Source organism: Mycobacterium aquaticum (assembly GCF_002086485.1).
Lineage (GTDB): Bacteria > Actinomycetota > Actinomycetes > Mycobacteriales > Mycobacteriaceae > Mycobacterium > Mycobacterium aquaticum.
In genome coordinates this window covers 92,832-108,342 of record NZ_MVHF01000023.1, presented here as the reverse complement: position 1 = coordinate 108,342, position 15,511 = coordinate 92,832, and the positions used below count along the sequence as shown (strand labels likewise).

Here is a 15,511-nt window from a genome sequence, read left to right as displayed (position 1 = left end):
GGTGGGGGAGGCGGTGGTGGCACGTCCTCAGGTAACGGTGCGTAGTAGGTGGGTGGCGGGACGTAGGGCGCGATGGCGTCGGCGATGTTCGCGCAGCCGCTGACATTGATTCGGCGGCCCGCGCCGACGCACACGTCGGCCGCGGCGGTACCCGCGGGCGTGATGAACACGATCGCACCCGGAATGGCGGCTGTCGCCAACGCCGCCGCGATCCAGGATCGGCGTGACCGTGACAGGGTCGATGATCTCAACATCACTGCCCCAGCAGTGGCTGGTCGGGTTCCGACATGCCGCAGCGGTTGCGGAAGTCGACTAGGGGTTGGCGGATACCGAGCAGATCCGTATGGGCCTGCGGATTGCCGTCGAAGTAGGTGCGCACCGCAGCCGCCATCTGATCGCGGGGCTGGCCGCGCAGGCCGGTGTAGAAGTCGTTGACGTCCGGGTGAGTGAACAGATATGCCGATACCGATGCCGCGACACCCGCAGAGACACCGGCCAGGTCTGCGGCCGTGCAGTTGGGTGCGTCAACGGGCTCGGCACCCGCGGTCGCCGGCATGAGCAGGCAAGCCATGAGCGCGGCGGCAACGCCGGCCATCGGCAGTGCCGCCCGTCGCGCAATCGAAGAAGTCATTGGCATGGCAGGGCGATCCTTCCCGGTTGTGGCACCGATATCGAGCTGCGGCGCAGCAGGAGTATAGCGGGCCCGCGACCGGTCACGTTGCCGAATTCTCCTGGTGTTCCTGGGTCTTCGTCAGTCTTCGCCGCCGGGCATCCGCGCCGTGGAGGGGTTCTGGAAGTCGGAAAAACCTCCGGCGTCGCGACCATTCCCGCGCACAGCCCGGCCGGCCGCGATCCGGCTGATTTCGCTGTCGGCTCGATCGCCTGGTTGGCGGACCGTAACCATCGTCGTGCTCGGTAATCCGTTGTGCACCAAGGCTTTGCGAGCCGCCCACGGGTCGTCGTGACGAGGACTCTCCCGGGTGTCGGCATCCACTGGCGAACAACTGGAGGACCGCACTGCGTCAGCTACCACCCCTGCACGGCCTTCAGTGTGGCTTCATGCACCGCTAGTGCTCTATAGTGCACTCCGTGGATTCGGTAGCCAAACTCGCAACAGCGATCGGTACGCGGGTCAAGCAGGAGCGTCAGGCGCGCGGCTGGACCTTGGACCATCTCGCCGAGGTCGCTTCGGTCAGTCGCCGCATGGTGGTCAGCGTCGAGCAGGGTGCCGTCAACCCCAGCGTGGGCACGCTGCTCCGGCTCAGCGACGCTCTCGGTGTGGGGCTTCCGGCGCTGGTGGAGCCACCGGAACCCAAGGCGGTCAAGGTGGTTCGCTGTGGCGAGGGTGCGGAGTTGTGGAGTGGCGCGGCCGGTGGGCGCGGTGTGTTGGTCGCCGGAACGAACCCTCCGGACGTCATGGAGTTGTGGGACTGGTCGCTGGGACCGGGGGACCGGCACGCCAGCGAGGCGCACGCGGCCGGCACCAAGGAACTGGTCCACGTCCTCGACGGTGCGATCACGGTCGAGGTCGCCGACGAGGTGATCGCACTGGAAACCGGGGATGCCATCGCCTTTCCCGGCGATGTCGACCATGCCTACGCCAATCCGCACACCACCGGAGCGCGGTTCTCGTTGGCCGTGTTCGAACCCGGCGTGGGCGGAGCATCTGCACCTTCGGAGCCCCTCCATGGCTGAATCTCTCGAGGCGTTCCTCGACGCCGCGCGCATCGACGACGCCGTTTTCGCCTTGCGGCCCGATTACCGAGCTGTGCTGCTGGCAGTCGACGGCTTGGTGCCCGGGCCCAGCGACCAAGCCGGTGAACTGCTCCTGCGCCAGGCCGAATCCGTTGCCGCTCAATCGATCAGTGAAGTTCCCGTCGACCAGCTCCCGCACATCGCGGACTGGCGCGAGGCGTATCGAGCGTTCGGTGCGAAGCCGCAACGCACCCGCAACAGCGTGGAGGCGCTGACGCGGCGGGCCGGTTCGGGTCTGCCGCGGGTCAATCGGCTCACCGACATCTACAACGCGATCTCTGTGCTGCACCAGGTGCCGGTGGGCGGTGAAGACCTGTCCCGGTACCAGGGAGCGCCACAGCTGATCCGCGCCACCGGCGATGAGAGTTTCGACACCACGGCCGACGGTCTGGGGGTCGTCGAGCATCCCGAACCCGGTGAAGTCGTGTGGTGCGACGACGCCGGGGTGACCTGTCGGCGGTGGAATTGGCGTCAGGCCCGCCGTACCCAGCTTCGGGATGACACGACTTCGGCGCTGTTCATCCTCGACGCGCTGGGTGCGATGACGGATCTGCAACTGCATGCCGCCGCCGACGACCTGGCTATCCGGTTGCGCGGGCTGGGCACCAATGTCCGTGTTGCGCAACGCTTCATGTCCAGCAGCTCAGCGACAACCTAGGAGTTCAAACATGCTGATCCACCCGTGGGATGCCGCACTGGAGACCGCCGAATGGCAGGAGTGGTTGGCCCACACCGACCGGTTCGGGATGTTGGCGGTCAACAACGTCGACCCCGCCCAGGCGCCGGTGGTGGTGCCCACTCACTTCACCGTTGCCGGGGAGGAGCTGCTGGTCCATCTGGCACGGCCCAATCCGGTGTGGCCGCACATGGAGGCGGCCGGCGAGGTTCGGCTGGTGGTGATCGGTGATTACGCGTACATCCCGACGTATTGGCGCGCCAAGGCGGGCGGCCCCGACGAGGACGGTGTGCCGACCAGTTACTACACCTCCGTGCAGTTCGTCTGCCGGCCGACAGTGGTCGACGATGCCGAGGGCAAGGTGTCGATTCTGGCTGCTCAACTCGGGGATTTCCAGCCCGAGGGGGGACATGCCGAGGTCGCCGTGGCTGACGGTCCGTACGGGCGCATGCTCCCGGGGATCCGGGGCCTGCGACTGTCCGTTGTGCGCGTCGAGGCGAAGTTCAAGTACGACGACCACAATCCGGTCGAGCACCGCGAACGCGTCATCGGCAAGCTCGAGGACCGCAACCATGGACTCGACAGCGGAGCCGCAGCCCAGCAGCGCCGTCGACTGGCCGCGATCGGCGACTGGAAGACGTTCCGTAACAACCGATGACGAAGTCCCGCGCGTCGCGCAGCACAGGCGCCGCCTAGCCCGTGGCGTCGAGAATCTTGATCGCAAAGACCAGGGTGTCGCCCTTCTGGATCCCGGCACGGGGCTCACCTTCGGGGTAACCGTCTGCCGGGGTCATGGCGACCGCCACGGTGGAACCGATCTTCTGTCCTGCGATGGCCTTCTTGAAGCCGGTCACCACACCGTCGAGCGGGAATTGAACCGGTTCGCCGCGCTGGTAGCTGCTGTCGAACACATTGCCGTCACGGCCGTTGACGCCCATGTAGCAGACGGACACCGTTGCGGTGTCCGCGACGACCGGTCCATCGCCGGGAACCAGGGTGTGCACCTGTGTCTCGGTCACGCTGAACGGTGCGCCGACCTTGACGTCCGGCGCCGCGGTGTCTGTCGAACCCGTGACGGAGACGTTCCCGGTGCTGCCCGCCAGCGTCCATTCGGGCGTGCCTGCGGTGTTGGGGGCTGCCGTGGGGCAGGTGCTGGCGATGGGTGCCGTCGTGCTGACGGGTGAGGGCGCTGCTTCGACAGGCGACGTGTGTGTCGCCGCGGCGCTTGACGTGCTCGCCGACGGGTTGCCCGCATGGGACCCGCACGCGGCGAGTGTCATGGCGATCGATGCGGCGCAGGCCGCGAACGCGACGGAACGAGACACACGAGAAGAGTTCACGGCCGCCACGCTACAGCCCAGGCAGCGGCTCGACGGTCAGCAGGTTAGGCCGAAGTGTTGGAGCGGTACCTGTTGCGCGCCACCATCGTCAGCTTGAGGTCATCGATGAGCGGGTCGAAGAAGGTGGCTCGGTATTCGGTATCGGTGACTGCCCGGGCGCTGACATACATGAATGTCAGCGACCCGAGGAACAGGGTGGTGTAGGCGAGCGCCTGCGGGACCGGCAGCACGAGCCCGAGGATATTGGCGGATCCGGCGCCCCCACGAGTCCACTTGTCGGCGACCTCGGGGCTCAGCACGATGAGGCCCAACACGAAGAAGATCCCGGAGGTGACCGCGGCGACGGTCAGCACTTGCACGATTTGGGTGGCGGCCAGAACGAACACCTCGTTGAATCGCTCGGCACGGGTGAGTGGATACGGTGACCCTGGGTCTGCCATGTGTTCGAAGGGCGTCCCCTTCAACCGGTCGCCATGCCGCGCAGACGCCGAAGCTGCTTGCAGGATCGGCTTGGCTCGCTCGACGAGGCGCGAGATCACGAAGGCGACGGCGATCAAGACCAGCAGACCGACCGCCAGCCACATCCTGACCGGGGTGATCGTCGCAGCCATCAGCCACACGTGGGTGTTGAAGAACACCAGCACGGTGAGCAGTACGACCGGTAGCGACTCGACCATCAATTCGCCGATCGCCGCGATCTGCGCCGTGGCGAGCCGCGCGGCCCACCCGAGCACCGATCCCAGACCGGACGCTGTCAGCGCGAGCACCGCACCGACAGCGCAGACCGTCACCGCCAACGATGCCCAGTCCCGCTGAATGATGTTGCAGGCCAAGGCGATCACCACTGAGACCGCCGACGCTACGGACTGCCTGCGGTCCGTGGTCGTCCGCGCGACCAGCCAGCCGACAGTGACGGCGATGGGCACCGCAAGTGCCACGACAGCCAGCGCGACCCACTGAACCGGGGTGATGTCGACCTCATCGACATCGAGTGTCGTCGTTCCGGTGAGCAGGTAGGTCATCGCTGAACATGCCGACAGCACTGCGAAACCCGACAAGGCAGGCGCCGATCGTGGCCACACGGCGCGAAGTCGGCCACGTGCTGTCAAAACCGAGGGAAGGCCGCGGTCCAGAAACCAGCGTTCGGCGGCGCGCAATTCGGCGACCGACGCCGTCATCGGATACTCGTCCGAACGTGCATGCCTTCTCCGCTCGGGGCAGGACAACAACTTCTGGACGCCCGAAGCGTAGTACGCCCCGTCAGCCGGTTCGCGAAATCACTCGTCTGGGGAGGCTCGAAAAGTCTTGGCCGGCATTGAACTCATTCTCAGCAAAGCCTCAGTCAGCGCAGGCAACCTACCTTCAGGCGCCGGTACGGCGCATGGGTACGTGCGTCTCGAGGAAGAAGAATCTACGCAATGAGTGACTGGTCGAGGAATTCGTCACAGCCAAGCCACGATGAGTGGCGCCCGAAACAGCAGTCTGAGAACCATAACCCGCAACAGTGGACTCAGTCCGGGTACCACTATCCCCCCACATCGTCTGGCGTCACCGGGGCGTACCCACCGCCGTACGTGGCGCATCACGACGCGGGTACCCCGCTCCAAGAACCACCGGCCCAGCAAAACCAGAATCAGCGAAAGCGTTCTCGTGTCGGCGTCCTTGTCGTCGGCACGGCCGCAATGGCGATGGCCGCGGGTGCCGCGACGGCCGTCGCCGTGGTGGACCACGCCGGGCACGCGACACCCAGCGCGCAGGCGCCCGCCCCGGTGAACATCGGAAAGCCCGCGCCGGCAAAGGGTTCGGCGCCGGCGCAGCCCGGAAGCGCCGCGCCCACGGGCTCGGTCGAGCAGGTGTCGGCCAAGGTTCTGCCCAGCGTGGTGAAACTGCAGATCGAAACCGGGCAGGGGCGTGAGGAGGGCTCTGGCATCGTCCTCAGCGCCGACGGGCTCATATTGACCAACAATCACGTGGTGGCCGCCGTCGCCCAGGATTCCGGTAATCAGGGCCCGATGACCTCCGACAGCGGACCTCGCATGCGGATCCCCGGACTGCCGGGCGGAATGTTCCCCGGTGGCCAGTACCCCGGCGACAGCCAGGACGGACCCGACACCCAGGATCCGTCGGGCGGGCCGTCCGCCAGACCGTCTGGCCGGGTCTCCGGGGCTGCGCAGGCGACGGTCACCATGTCCGACGGCCGCACGGTGCCGTTCACCGTCGTCGGCACCGACCCTGCCGATGACATCGCCGTGGTTCGGGCCCAGAACGTCTCCGGGCTCACGCCGATCACCATCGGTTCTTCGAAGGACCTGAAGGTGGGGCAGAACGTCGTGGCGGTCGGCTCGCCGCTGGGACTTCAGGGGACCGTGACAACCGGCATCATCAGCGCACTCGACCGTCCCGTCGCGACCGGCGACGAGCAGACCGGTCAGCACTCGGTGATGAGCGCCATCCAGACCGATGCCGCGATCAATCCGGGCAACTCCGGAGGGGCGCTGGTGGACATGAACGGCGACCTCATCGGGGTCAACTCGGCGATCGCCTCACTGGGCGGTGGCCAGGGCTCGCAGGGTGGCGGGCAGAGCGGGTCCATCGGGCTCGGCTTCGCGATACCGGTGGATCAGGCCAAACGCATTGCCGACGAACTGGTTTCGACGGGAACCGTCCAGCACGCCTCCCTCGGTGTGCAGCTCGCGTCTGCCGAGGACTCGCACGGCGCGGCCGTCGCCGGGGTCGTCGACGGTGGCCCGGCAGCCCAGGCGGGCCTGCCCAGGGGCGCGGTGATCACCAAGCTGGACAGCCAGGTGATCGACGGTCCGGACGCGCTGGTCGCCGCGGTTCGTTCCAAGGCGCCGGGGGACAACGTCACGTTGACCTACGATGACCCGTCGGGGGCCTCCCAGACCGTTCAGGTCACCCTGGGCCAGGTGCAGTCGTAACTTCCTAGTGCTTCTTGTTGTTCTGGTCGGCGGCGGCCTGTGCCTGGTCCTGAGCGGCCTGCTGTTGTGCGGCCGCAATCGCCGCCCGCCCTTCCGGGCTGGCCGCAGAGTTGCCGGCCTGGGTTGCCGACGCCACCGTGGCGCTGCAGTTCAGGTTGAGCAGCACGGTGTCGGTGACCGCGGCAAACTTGTCACCCTTGATCCAGGGTGCCTTCTCCGAGCTGGTCACCACGCACTTGTCGTCGGGCAGGGTATCGCCCGAGCGGGTGGCGATGACACCCTTCATGCTCGCGGCCGACAGCGCTGCCTGAGCGTCGGCGTAGGTCTTACCTGCGTAGTCGTCCGCCGAGGCCACGCCGGTCGCCAAGATTCCCACCGGAATGGCTGCCGCGCTGATTGCTATGGCGGCTTTGCCGACCAGCTTGCCCATCGTCCTCCGATCAGATTGCCTTCGTATCGCTCGAGCGACGTTATGACCGGCGCGCTGTTGGGACGCTGAGATGGATCTGGCAGCTCTTTGGACTTTCGCTGCGGATTCGGTTGGCGGGTGTGGATCACGCCGTCACGGGCGAAGGCTGGCGACGCGTGCCTCGTTGATTCGGTGGACGCGAACGCTGACCTCCAGTTGGAACCGGTCGGCCGGGTTTTTCAGCGACAGGCCCGTGAGTTCCTCGATGAGCTTGATGCGATACATGAGGGAGTGCCGGTTCAGAAACAGCGCTCGGGCGGCCGCGCTGATGTTCGTGGCTTCGTCGAGGAGGATCTCCAATGTGTGCACGAGTTGGCCGCGGCGGGTCTTGTCGTACTCGACCAATGGCTGCAATGTTTGCAGGATGGTGGCCATACACCTCGGATGCTGACGCAGAACTTCAGCGAATTGCCATGAGCCGGCGGGTTTTTCGGTCACCGGTGCGGCCACCGACGGCGCGACGGTGACGGCCTGCCCCTGCAGGGCGGGAAGCAGCACCCAATTGACGAGGTTTTCCGGCAGCGCACTGAGCTGCTGAGCAGACGCGACCAACGCCGACACTGTCGCCGCAGACTGGGCCGACGAGAACTGACACATCACGAGGTCCTCGGTCACCGAGGACCTCACCGACAGGCCGGCCGCGCCCGCCGAGTCGTGCAGGGCTTGCGCGAAGGCGCCGGCGACGTCGATCCACGCGGCGTGCTCGTGTTCACGGCGGCCGATGGCCATTTCGATCTGGGCGTCGGGCGACGACGGGCTGACCAACGGCAGGAGGTTTCGCTGTACCTGGGAGAACGCGACTTCCCAGGGCAACAGCACCACCGGGAACTCGTGGTGATCGGCGAGCGGGACCAGTGACGCCAGGAGTTCGTGGACGGCGACGTCGGGCGGAGGGTTCACCACCACCCCGGCGGCCTGGGAGGACACGACGTAGGTGAGGAATTCCCGCACCCCCGGCTGATGGATGTCGGCACCGGTGGTCAGGACGAGATCGCCTGCGCGGACGAAAGACTCGGCGGGAGCGTGCTTGATGTCCACCCAGTGGACTTCGCGCGTCAAACCGCGATGCCCGGCGACGACCGACCCCTGGTCCAGCGGCGGAACGGTCAAGGCCGCCGCGACGCTCAGCGGCGTGTCCCGCGACATGTCGTCCCTTCTGCTGATCGACCGTATTCGGCTCGGTTGTTCGGTACCGGCGCCGGCGAGACTGCCGCAGGGCGCCGACACCGGATCCGACGGTATCAGCGCCCTGCCAGGCAGTGGAATCAGGAGATCGGTCGGTGAGTGACGGCAATCACGGAGCCGCTGAGAGCTCCGCGGTCGCCCGCCGGCTCAGCAGCATCCCGACGCCGAAGAACACCAGCGGCATCACGCCGAAGATCGCGGCAAGGGTGGGCGTCCCACCGACCACCAGGGTCAGGTTCGACACGACCAGCACCAGTGCCGCGGCCAGGACCAGGGTCGCGGCCGACGCGAGTACCACGGTGCCGGTGGACCCGCCGCGGCGGCGGAAGAAGATCACCACCGAGACGGTCGTCAGCAGCCACAGGATCGCCAGCGCCAGGATTCCCAAGCCGCCCAGCGGGCCGAAGATCTGCAGCACCGGGTCCAGCTTCAGTGCGGCGAGGACAGCCATGATCACGAACGACGCCACGGTGATGACCAGGGACGAGTTGGACGGCGAGCCGTGCCGTGGATGCACCTGGCCGATCTTCTTCGAGAAGACCCCGCTCTGCCCCAGGACGAACGCATACCGCGAGCTGATGTTGTGGAATGCCAAGGCGCACGCGAAAACACTGACGAACCAGAACGCGGTGTTCAGATCGCGGCCCACCATTCCGAGGTACTGCTGGGCGGTGTTCACCATGAAGTTGTCGGGATCGTCCTTGGCCGCCTGGATGGCGTCGTGTCCGCCGTTGCCCTCGATGAGAGCCCAGCTGGAGAAGGCGTAGAACGCCGCCACGATGCCCACCGCCCAGTAGGTGGCGCGGGGCACGGTGCGGTCGGGGTCTTTGGCCTCGTCCCGGAACACGGCGGTCGCCTCGACACCGACGAAGCCCCACAGCGCGTACAGCAGGGCGATGCCGAATCCGCCGGCGATGCCCTGCGGGGTGAACGAGTCGCCGGTGATGCCGTGTTCACCACCGCGCACCACGATGACCAGGTCGAGGACCAGCAGGATGGCGACTTCGGAGACCAGGAAGACACCGAGGACCTTGGCGCTGAGGTCGATGTCGCGGTAGCCCAGCCAGGCGACAATCGCGAGCACCACGCCGGTGAGCACCCACCACGGGATGTCCGGCCCGTCGAATCGCGTGATGAGGCCGTTGAGGATGACACCGTCGTACGCGGCGACGGCGAGCAGAGTCGCCATGTAGGCCGGGAGGGCGAGGACGGCAGCTCCGGTTCCGGCCGCGCGGCCGAGGGACTTCCTGATGTAGGCGTAGAACGCGCCGGCATCGGTGACGTACTTCGACATCGCGACGAAGCTGGCCGCGAAGAGCAGGAAGATCACGCCGGCGACGACGAATGCGACCGGGATGCCCGTGGTGTTTCCGAGCACCATCGCGATCGGCACGTTGCCACCGATGGTCGACAGCGGCGCCGCCGCGGCCACGACCATCAACACGATGGCGGGCACGCCGAGGTGCCCGCGCAGTTTGGCCGGATGACGCTCCGGTGACGTATCGCCGCGAGGCGTGTTGTCCGCGTTGACAACCTCGGTCATGGGTGGATTCCTCCTCTCACAGCGCAGTCGCGGACGGCGGCTGCGTGAAGTTCGGCGCAAGTCTGCGAGAAGGGCACACCGGCTGTCAGAGGGTCTCTACGACTTTCCAACACATTGTTGTAGGCCACGTCACACCGGTGCCGCCGCGGTGAGGACTGCCTCAACATGTTGGTGGAAGCCGGGCGCAGACCGTTGTCCCGCCCGTGCAGTTCCGTCGATGCTGAGCCCGTCGTGTACGAGAGAGGTATGGGGGACCGGTATGTACCTGAGCGGCACCGAGTTTGAGCAGGATCACCGGCTCGGGCGGATCCGGATGTTGGATGAGCAGCGCGTCAACCTCGACGGATTCGCCGAAGCCGACCCGGAACTGGGAATGATCTCGCATCTGTCACCGCACGACCCGGAACCGTCGTGGGTCGTGGCCGACGACGGAACCGTGCTGGAGATGGATTCGACGCGAGCCACGGACTTCGACACGATCGACGAGTTCATCGTGCGGTACGCCATCGATCGTGCCGAGGCGCCGCGGTCGATGGCGATCGCCGAGGTCGATCTGGCGCGGATGATCGTCGACTCAAGCGTCTCCCGCGAGCAGGTGTTGAGGGTCTGTGCAGGACTGACCCCGGCGAAGATGGCTCGCGTCGTGGCGATGCTGCAGCCGGTCGAGATCCAGATGGCGATGATGAAGATGCGTGCCCGTCGCACTCCGGCCAACCAGGCTCACGTGACAAATCGTCTCGACGACCCACTGCTGATCGCGGCGGATGCCGCGACCGCGGTGGTATACGGCTTCCGGGAATTGGAGGCGACCGTCCCGGTTCTCGACGATGCCCCGGCCGTCGCCGTCGGCCTGCTGATCGGCTCCCAGGTGCCCGCCCCCGGCGCGCTGACGCAATGTTCGGTGGAAGAGGCCCGCGAGCTGGAAATGGGTGTGCGCGGCCTGGTTTCGTACGCCGAGACGGTATCGGTGTACGGCACCGAACAGGTTTTCACCGACGGTGACGACACCCCGTGGTCCAAGGCCTTCCTGACCTCGTGCTACGCCTCCCGTGGTATCAAGATGCGGCTGTCCAGCGGCGCCGGATCCGAGGTCCTGATGGGCGAGGCCGAGCGAAAGTCGATGAACTACCTGGAATCCCGATGTGTGGCCCTTGCCAAGGGCATCGGGGCCCAGGGGGTTCAGAACGGCGGTATCGACGGTGCGTCGATCACGGCATCGGTACCCGGGGGCGTTCGCGAGCTCATCGCTGAAAACCTCATGGTCATGCTTCGCGGGCTGGAGTCATGCAGCGGAAACGACACCCTGGTCTCCGAATCGACGATGCGCCGCACCAGCCGGACACTTCCGGTGCTGTTGTCCGGGTCGGATTTCATCTTCTCCGGTTTCGGCTCGGTGATGGCCTACGACAACATGTTCGGGCCTTCCAACTTCAATGCCGGCGACCTCGACGACTATCTGGTGTTGCAGCGCGACTGGGGTGTCGACGGTGGGTTGCGGTCGGTCGACCCGACCACCTTGGAAGCCATGCGCCGCCAGGCTGCCGAGGCCACCCGTGCGGTCTTCGAATACCTTGGTCTCGCCGACTTCGATGATGATCACGTCGAAGCTGTTGTGGGAGCGGAAGGTTCGAAGGACCTACCGAGTACCGACGGGGTGCGCGTGCTCAGCGCGGCCAGGATGATCGAGCAATCCGGGCTCACCGTCCTCGACGTCGTCGCCGCGCTCGCCGAGACGGGATTCCCTGACATCGCCGATCGCGTCCTGGGTATGGCCCGGGCCCGGATCTCCGGCGACTACCTGCAGACCGCCGCGATCTTCGATGAGGAGATGAACGTGCTGTCGGCTCTCACCGACCCCAATGACTACCGCGGCCCGGGCACCGGTTATCGGCCGTCGGCCGAACGGCAGGCCCAGATCGACAGTGTGCGGCAGGCACGGTCGGTCACCGACCTGGTGAGGGAGCAGGCTGGTTTCGCCGAACCGGACCGCTTGATCGTCTGCGGCCCGGCGCAGGTGGGCGAGGATCCGCGGGAGGTCGTCATCGGAGTGTCACCTGCCTTCGGCACCAAGCTGTTTCGCACCCTTTCCGGCATGACCATCTACGACGCCCTTGAGCAGATCTTCGCTGGTCTCGAGGAGGAGCAGTGCGTGCCGCGGCTGGTGCGGATCGCCCACAGCATCGACCTCGGCGCGATCGGAAAATCCGCGGCGCGGCTGTCCGGGTCCGGAATCTCGGTCGGGCTACAGGCCAAGGGAACCACCATCATCCACCGCCGCGACCTGTCCCCGCTGGCCAACCTCGAACTGCTCAGCATCGCTCCGCTGATCACCCCGGAGATGTACCGACTCATCGGCATCAATGCGGGCAGGCACGCCAAGGGCACGACGCCCGCCCCGATGCGCAACGCCTACACCGAGGAGGCGATCACGGCTCGGTATCACACCAGGGTTGTTGCGATGGTCGCCATCGAGCGCCGAGAATCCCTGTGCCGCAACGGAGACGACAGCACCAACCCGCACGTCGAATTGGAGTTCAAGCGATGACCGCCACGTCACACTCGGGCCGCAGCGTCCACGACGTCACCGTCGAAGCCGCCCGCAACGGCGCCCTGACACTCGATGACGTCCGGATCAGCCGGGAAACGCTGCTCGGTCAGGCCGACATCGCTGACCAGGCCGGGTCGGTCCAATTGGCCCAGAATCTTCGGCGGGCGTCCGAGCTGACCGCCCTGAGTGCCGAAGACATGCTCGCCGCCTACGAGGCGCTGCGGCCGGGGCGTTCCACGTTCGAGGAGTTGCACGCGGTGGCAGATCGACTCGCCGCGCAGGAGGCCCACACCTGCGCGGAGTTCGTGCGCGAGGCGGCTGCGGTGTACCGGCGGCGTGGCTTGTTGCGATGACCGTGTGGGCCGGCATCGACATCGGTAACGCCACCACCGAGGTGGTGCTCTGCACCGGAGTCGACGGGTCCGACGTGCTGGCGAGCGGGCGGACTCCGACCCGCGGTGGGAAGGGGTCGATGCGGGCCGTGCAGGGCGCAGCCCAGCTTGTGCGACGTCTGGCCGACTCCCATGGACTGGTGGTCGACAGGGCCGCGTTCGCGCCGACCCAGCCGGTCTCCTCGGCCGTCGAACGCGTCCGGTTGGCGGTGCGTCCCACGGGCCGGCTCACCGTTGCGACCCGTTCGGCGGCCACCACCGCCGGCGACGACGCGGGCGTCGGGCTGCCGACGCCGGTGGAACGCTTGCGCGAGGGGACATCCGAGCATCCTGTCGTGGCGTGCGCAACGAAGGAGTGGGATTACCGCGCGGTCGCCGGCCTCGTGAACGAGGCTGTCGAGGCCGGCCGCAACGTCGTCGCGGTGCTGACCGCCAACGACGAGGCGGTGCTCGTGTCGAACCGGTTGAGGGTCGGGGTTCCGGTGGTCGACGACGTCGATGTGCGGCGAGCGCTGTCGGCAGACCTCGTCGCGGTGGAGGTGCGGCAGGGGACGGGACCACTGCAGCGGCTCACCGATCCGTTCTGGCTCGTTGACGTGTTCGGCCTGCGCGATGACGAACGTGCCGACGCCCGTGCCGTGGCCGATTCGCTGTTCGACAGCGCGTGTGCGGTGGTCTGTCTGGACGGCGGCACGCGCACCACGATGCCCTCCGCGCAGCCCGAACCGACCGGCGGCGATGAGGCTTTGGTCATCTATCTGGCCGACATTGCTGCGCAAGCGAATTCACGCCGCGGTTCGGTCGCGGTGGACAGCCTGGTGATGGCGACCCTGGGTGGTGGGAATCTCGCACCGGCGGATGTCGATGCGCTCAGCACCGCTCTCGGAGTACCGGTGACCCGCATTGATGCCGAGGCTGCGGCAGCACGTGCCGGCGCGCTCACCACACCCGGTGTCACCGCGGACGTCGTGGTCGTCGACATCGGAGGCGGAACTGTCGACGTCGTCACCGACGACGCGCGCGTCGTTCTTCCTGGCGCTGGGCAGCTTCTCACCAGCGCCACGGCCACGGCACTCGAAATATCCAGGAGCGCTGCCGAATACGCCAAACGGGCGGAGGCGCTCACCGCCGTAACGGTTCAGCTCGTCGAAGACGAACACGGTCGACGGCGATTCCTCGACAAACCCGTCGACGGACGATGTACCGGTTGGCTCCTGACCTCGGCCCCGAGCGGTCTGCTGCCGTTCACGTCGCGGCTATCCGGGGCTGAATGGCGCAGCTGGCGGTTGGCGGCCAAGCGGATGGTGATCGGCGGCAACGTGATGCGGGGCATCGAGAAGGTGGCTCCTGACGCCGGCGGCGTCCTGCTGGTCGGGGGCGGTGCCGGTGACGACGAACTCGTTCGGGCGGTCAGCGAACGGCTCGGTCATCGCGTCGCTGTCGGGCGCGGTAACGTGCGCGGTCAGCTGGGTCATCGGTTCGCGGTCGCGTACGGGCTGGTTGCGTTGGCGGCCGCAGCACACTGACTTCGGCGCCCGTATTGTGCGATTGAAATGGAGGCCCGGGCCGATGTGGGGTAACGGCGTCATCCGCCGCGCGACACCCGCTGACGCGGCGTCGATCACCCGAATCGTCGCCGAGGCGTACGCACCCTACGTCGGCAGGATCGGACGCGAGCCTGCGCCCATGTCGGTCGACTACCACGAACTCGTGCGCACGACCGACCACGTGAGCGTCCTGCAGGACGGCGATGGCATCGTCGGCGTCATCGTGTTGGTCCCTGCCGTCGGCCATCTGCTGATCGAGAATGTCGCGATCGCGCCCACCGCCCAAGGTCAGGGTTACGGGCGGCTGTTGCTTGCCGAAGCCGACTGCAGGGCAAGGCAACTGGGCTATCACGAGACGCGTCTGTACACCAACGTGGCGATGACCGAGAACATCGCGTGGTACTCACGCCTCGGTTACGTCGAGATCGAGCGGCGTTGCGAAGACGGGTTCGACCGGGTCTTCCTCGCCAAGCTCCTACGCTGACGACGGCCGAAGAATTGCGACGAGGAAGTCGGAGTTCTCGGTGAACGGACGCAGATCCCAGGTCGACAACAGCACGTCCGGCGTGAATCCGGCCGCGGCAGCATCGTCGAAAAACTGACTGAACTCGTAATCACGGCCGCTCCCGAACCCGATCACCGCTCGGCCGCTGTCGTCCAGGTGCGCACGCAGACGGCCGAGCACCTGAACTCGGGTGCTCGGGGCGAGAAAGGTCATCACGTTGCCTGCCGACACGATGATGTCGAACGGCTCGGGGATTCCGCGAGAAGGCAGGTCGAGTTCGGCGAGGTCGCCGACGAGCCAGCGTGGTCCGGGGTGATCTTGCTCTGCGGCGGCGATCAGAGCCGGGTCGACATCGACACCGACCACGGTGTGGCCGGCCTCCGCGAGATATCCGCCGAGACGCCCTGGACCGCAGCCGGCATCGAGAATGCGGGCACCGCGGGGGACCATCGCGTCGATCAGTCGAGCCTCGCCGGCCAGGTCCTGGCCTGCGCGCGCCATGGAACGAAACCGCTCGATGTACCACTGGGAATGGCCCGGGTCGGCCGCGACCTTTTGCATCCAGATGCTCTGCTCGACCATATGCCCATTGTCGCAGCGGCGCCGGCATGG

16 protein-coding genes are annotated in these 15,511 nt (G+C 66.8%); 8 read left to right on the top strand and 8 right to left on the bottom strand.

Annotated features, from left to right (window positions below; translation table 11 throughout):
* Both BST13_RS21645 and BST13_RS21640 read right to left on the bottom strand, forming a co-directional pair.
* The coding region (locus tag BST13_RS21645; RefSeq protein ID WP_083166063.1) for a hypothetical protein at nt 1-254 on the bottom strand (254 nt) is incomplete at its 3' end.
* Nucleotides 254-595, bottom strand: a complete 342-nt coding sequence (locus BST13_RS21640; protein WP_234792041.1) for a heme-binding protein — start codon at nt 593-595, stop codon at nt 254-256. The genes BST13_RS21640 and BST13_RS21645, both read right to left, overlap by 1 nt.
* Before the next feature lie 494 nt (nt 596-1,089).
* Between BST13_RS21640 and BST13_RS21635 the strand changes: the two genes are divergently transcribed.
* The 3 genes from BST13_RS21635 to BST13_RS21625 are packed head-to-tail and all read left to right on the top strand — an operon-like array spanning nt 1,090 to nt 3,089.
* The gene (locus tag BST13_RS21635) at nt 1,090-1,695 is read left to right on the top strand and encodes a helix-turn-helix domain-containing protein (protein ID WP_211296152.1); all 606 of its coding nucleotides are present in this window, start codon (nt 1,090-1,092) and stop codon (nt 1,693-1,695) included.
* Nucleotides 1,688-2,413, top strand: coding sequence for a B3/B4 domain-containing protein (locus tag BST13_RS21630; protein ID WP_083166061.1), 726 nt, complete (start codon nt 1,688-1,690; stop codon nt 2,411-2,413). The genes BST13_RS21635 and BST13_RS21630 overlap by 8 nt, the downstream gene beginning before the upstream one ends.
* A 10-nt stretch (nt 2,414-2,423) precedes the next feature.
* Nucleotides 2,424-3,089, top strand: coding sequence for an FMN-binding negative transcriptional regulator (locus tag BST13_RS21625; protein ID WP_083166060.1), 666 nt, complete (start codon nt 2,424-2,426; stop codon nt 3,087-3,089).
* A 34-nt stretch (nt 3,090-3,123) separates the two neighbouring features.
* Here the strand turns inward: BST13_RS21625 and BST13_RS21620 are convergent, their stop codons facing one another.
* Together BST13_RS21620 and BST13_RS21615 are read right to left on the bottom strand one after the other, a co-directional pair.
* Complete coding sequence (locus BST13_RS21620) at nt 3,124-3,771, bottom strand: FKBP-type peptidyl-prolyl cis-trans isomerase (RefSeq protein ID WP_211296151.1); 648 nt, start codon at nt 3,769-3,771, stop codon at nt 3,124-3,126.
* A 44-nt stretch (nt 3,772-3,815) separates the two neighbouring features.
* Complete coding sequence (locus BST13_RS21615) at nt 3,816-4,949, bottom strand: hypothetical protein (RefSeq protein ID WP_083166058.1); 1,134 nt, start codon at nt 4,947-4,949, stop codon at nt 3,816-3,818.
* A gap of 510 nt (nt 4,950-5,459) precedes the next feature.
* Here BST13_RS21615 and BST13_RS21610 point away from each other — a divergent pair.
* Nucleotides 5,460-6,710, top strand: coding sequence for a S1C family serine protease (locus BST13_RS21610; protein WP_083166078.1), 1,251 nt, complete (start codon nt 5,460-5,462; stop codon nt 6,708-6,710).
* Nucleotides 6,711-6,714: 4 nt separating this feature from the next.
* Here the strand turns inward: BST13_RS21610 and BST13_RS21605 are convergent, their stop codons facing one another.
* The 3 genes from BST13_RS21605 to BST13_RS21595 all read right to left on the bottom strand — a co-directional run bounded on the left by BST13_RS21605 (nt 6,715) and on the right by BST13_RS21595 (nt 9,907).
* Nucleotides 6,715-7,140: a PASTA domain-containing protein gene (locus BST13_RS21605; RefSeq protein ID WP_083166057.1), complete on the bottom strand. Its 426-nt coding sequence runs from the start codon at nt 7,138-7,140 to the stop codon at nt 6,715-6,717.
* A 132-nt stretch (nt 7,141-7,272) separates the two neighbouring features.
* The gene (locus BST13_RS21600; protein ID WP_083166056.1) at nt 7,273-8,325 is read right to left on the bottom strand and encodes a PucR family transcriptional regulator ligand-binding domain-containing protein; all 1,053 of its coding nucleotides are present in this window, start codon (nt 8,323-8,325) and stop codon (nt 7,273-7,275) included.
* A 148-nt stretch (nt 8,326-8,473) separates the two neighbouring features.
* On the bottom strand, nt 8,474-9,907 hold the full coding sequence (locus BST13_RS21595; protein ID WP_083166055.1) for an APC family permease: 1,434 nt from the start codon (nt 9,905-9,907) through the stop codon (nt 8,474-8,476).
* Nucleotides 9,908-10,166: 259 nt separating this feature from the next.
* Here BST13_RS21595 and BST13_RS21590 point away from each other — a divergent pair, with 259 nt between their 5' ends.
* The 4 genes from BST13_RS21590 to BST13_RS21575 are packed head-to-tail and all read left to right on the top strand — an operon-like array spanning nt 10,167 to nt 14,878.
* Nucleotides 10,167-12,452: a propanediol/glycerol family dehydratase large subunit gene (locus tag BST13_RS21590; protein ID WP_083166054.1), complete on the top strand. Its 2,286-nt coding sequence runs from the start codon at nt 10,167-10,169 to the stop codon at nt 12,450-12,452.
* The gene (locus tag BST13_RS21585; protein ID WP_083166053.1) at nt 12,449-12,808 is read left to right on the top strand and encodes a diol dehydratase small subunit; all 360 of its coding nucleotides are present in this window, start codon (nt 12,449-12,451) and stop codon (nt 12,806-12,808) included. Before BST13_RS21590 ends, BST13_RS21585 begins: the two co-directional genes overlap by 4 nt.
* Nucleotides 12,805-14,373: a diol dehydratase reactivase ATPase-like domain-containing protein gene (locus BST13_RS21580; RefSeq protein WP_083166052.1), complete on the top strand. Its 1,569-nt coding sequence runs from the start codon at nt 12,805-12,807 to the stop codon at nt 14,371-14,373. The genes BST13_RS21585 and BST13_RS21580 overlap by 4 nt, the downstream gene beginning before the upstream one ends.
* Before the next feature lie 43 nt (nt 14,374-14,416).
* Entirely contained in the window at nt 14,417-14,878 is a 462-nt protein-coding gene (locus BST13_RS21575; protein WP_083166051.1) for a GNAT family N-acetyltransferase, read from the top strand.
* Here the strand turns inward: BST13_RS21575 and BST13_RS21570 are convergent.
* Nucleotides 14,870-15,481 (bottom strand): class I SAM-dependent methyltransferase, encoded by a 612-nt coding sequence (locus BST13_RS21570; RefSeq protein ID WP_083166050.1) that lies wholly within the window; start codon nt 15,479-15,481, stop codon nt 14,870-14,872. The genes BST13_RS21575 and BST13_RS21570 overlap by 9 nt on opposite strands.
* Nucleotides 15,482-15,511: the final 30 nt, after the last annotated feature.

Bases quoted from the DNA above. Each gene is read 5' to 3' on its own strand.
- BST13_RS21640 (WP_234792041.1), bottom strand. From the start codon at position 595: ATGGCCGGCGTTGCCGCCGCGCTCATGGCTTGCCTGCTCATGCCGGCG.
- BST13_RS21630 (WP_083166061.1), top strand. From the start codon at position 1,688: ATGGCTGAATCTCTCGAGGCGTTCCTCGACGCCGCGCGCATCGACGAC.
- BST13_RS21625 (WP_083166060.1), top strand. From the start codon at position 2,424: ATGCTGATCCACCCGTGGGATGCCGCACTGGAGACCGCCGAATGGCAG.
- BST13_RS21615 (WP_083166058.1), bottom strand. From the start codon at position 4,949: ATGACGGCGTCGGTCGCCGAATTGCGCGCCGCCGAACGCTGGTTTCTG.
- BST13_RS21610 (WP_083166078.1), top strand. From the start codon at position 5,460: ATGGCCGCGGGTGCCGCGACGGCCGTCGCCGTGGTGGACCACGCCGGG.
- BST13_RS21605 (WP_083166057.1), bottom strand. From the start codon at position 7,140: ATGGGCAAGCTGGTCGGCAAAGCCGCCATAGCAATCAGCGCGGCAGCC.
- BST13_RS21600 (WP_083166056.1), bottom strand. From the start codon at position 8,325: ATGTCGCGGGACACGCCGCTGAGCGTCGCGGCGGCCTTGACCGTTCCG.
- BST13_RS21595 (WP_083166055.1), bottom strand. From the start codon at position 9,907: ATGACCGAGGTTGTCAACGCGGACAACACGCCTCGCGGCGATACGTCA.
- BST13_RS21590 (WP_083166054.1), top strand. From the start codon at position 10,167: ATGTACCTGAGCGGCACCGAGTTTGAGCAGGATCACCGGCTCGGGCGG.
- BST13_RS21585 (WP_083166053.1), top strand. From the start codon at position 12,449: ATGACCGCCACGTCACACTCGGGCCGCAGCGTCCACGACGTCACCGTC.
- BST13_RS21580 (WP_083166052.1), top strand. From the start codon at position 12,805: ATGACCGTGTGGGCCGGCATCGACATCGGTAACGCCACCACCGAGGTG.
- BST13_RS21575 (WP_083166051.1), top strand. From the start codon at position 14,417: ATGTGGGGTAACGGCGTCATCCGCCGCGCGACACCCGCTGACGCGGCG.
- BST13_RS21570 (WP_083166050.1), bottom strand. From the start codon at position 15,481: ATGGTCGAGCAGAGCATCTGGATGCAAAAGGTCGCGGCCGACCCGGGC.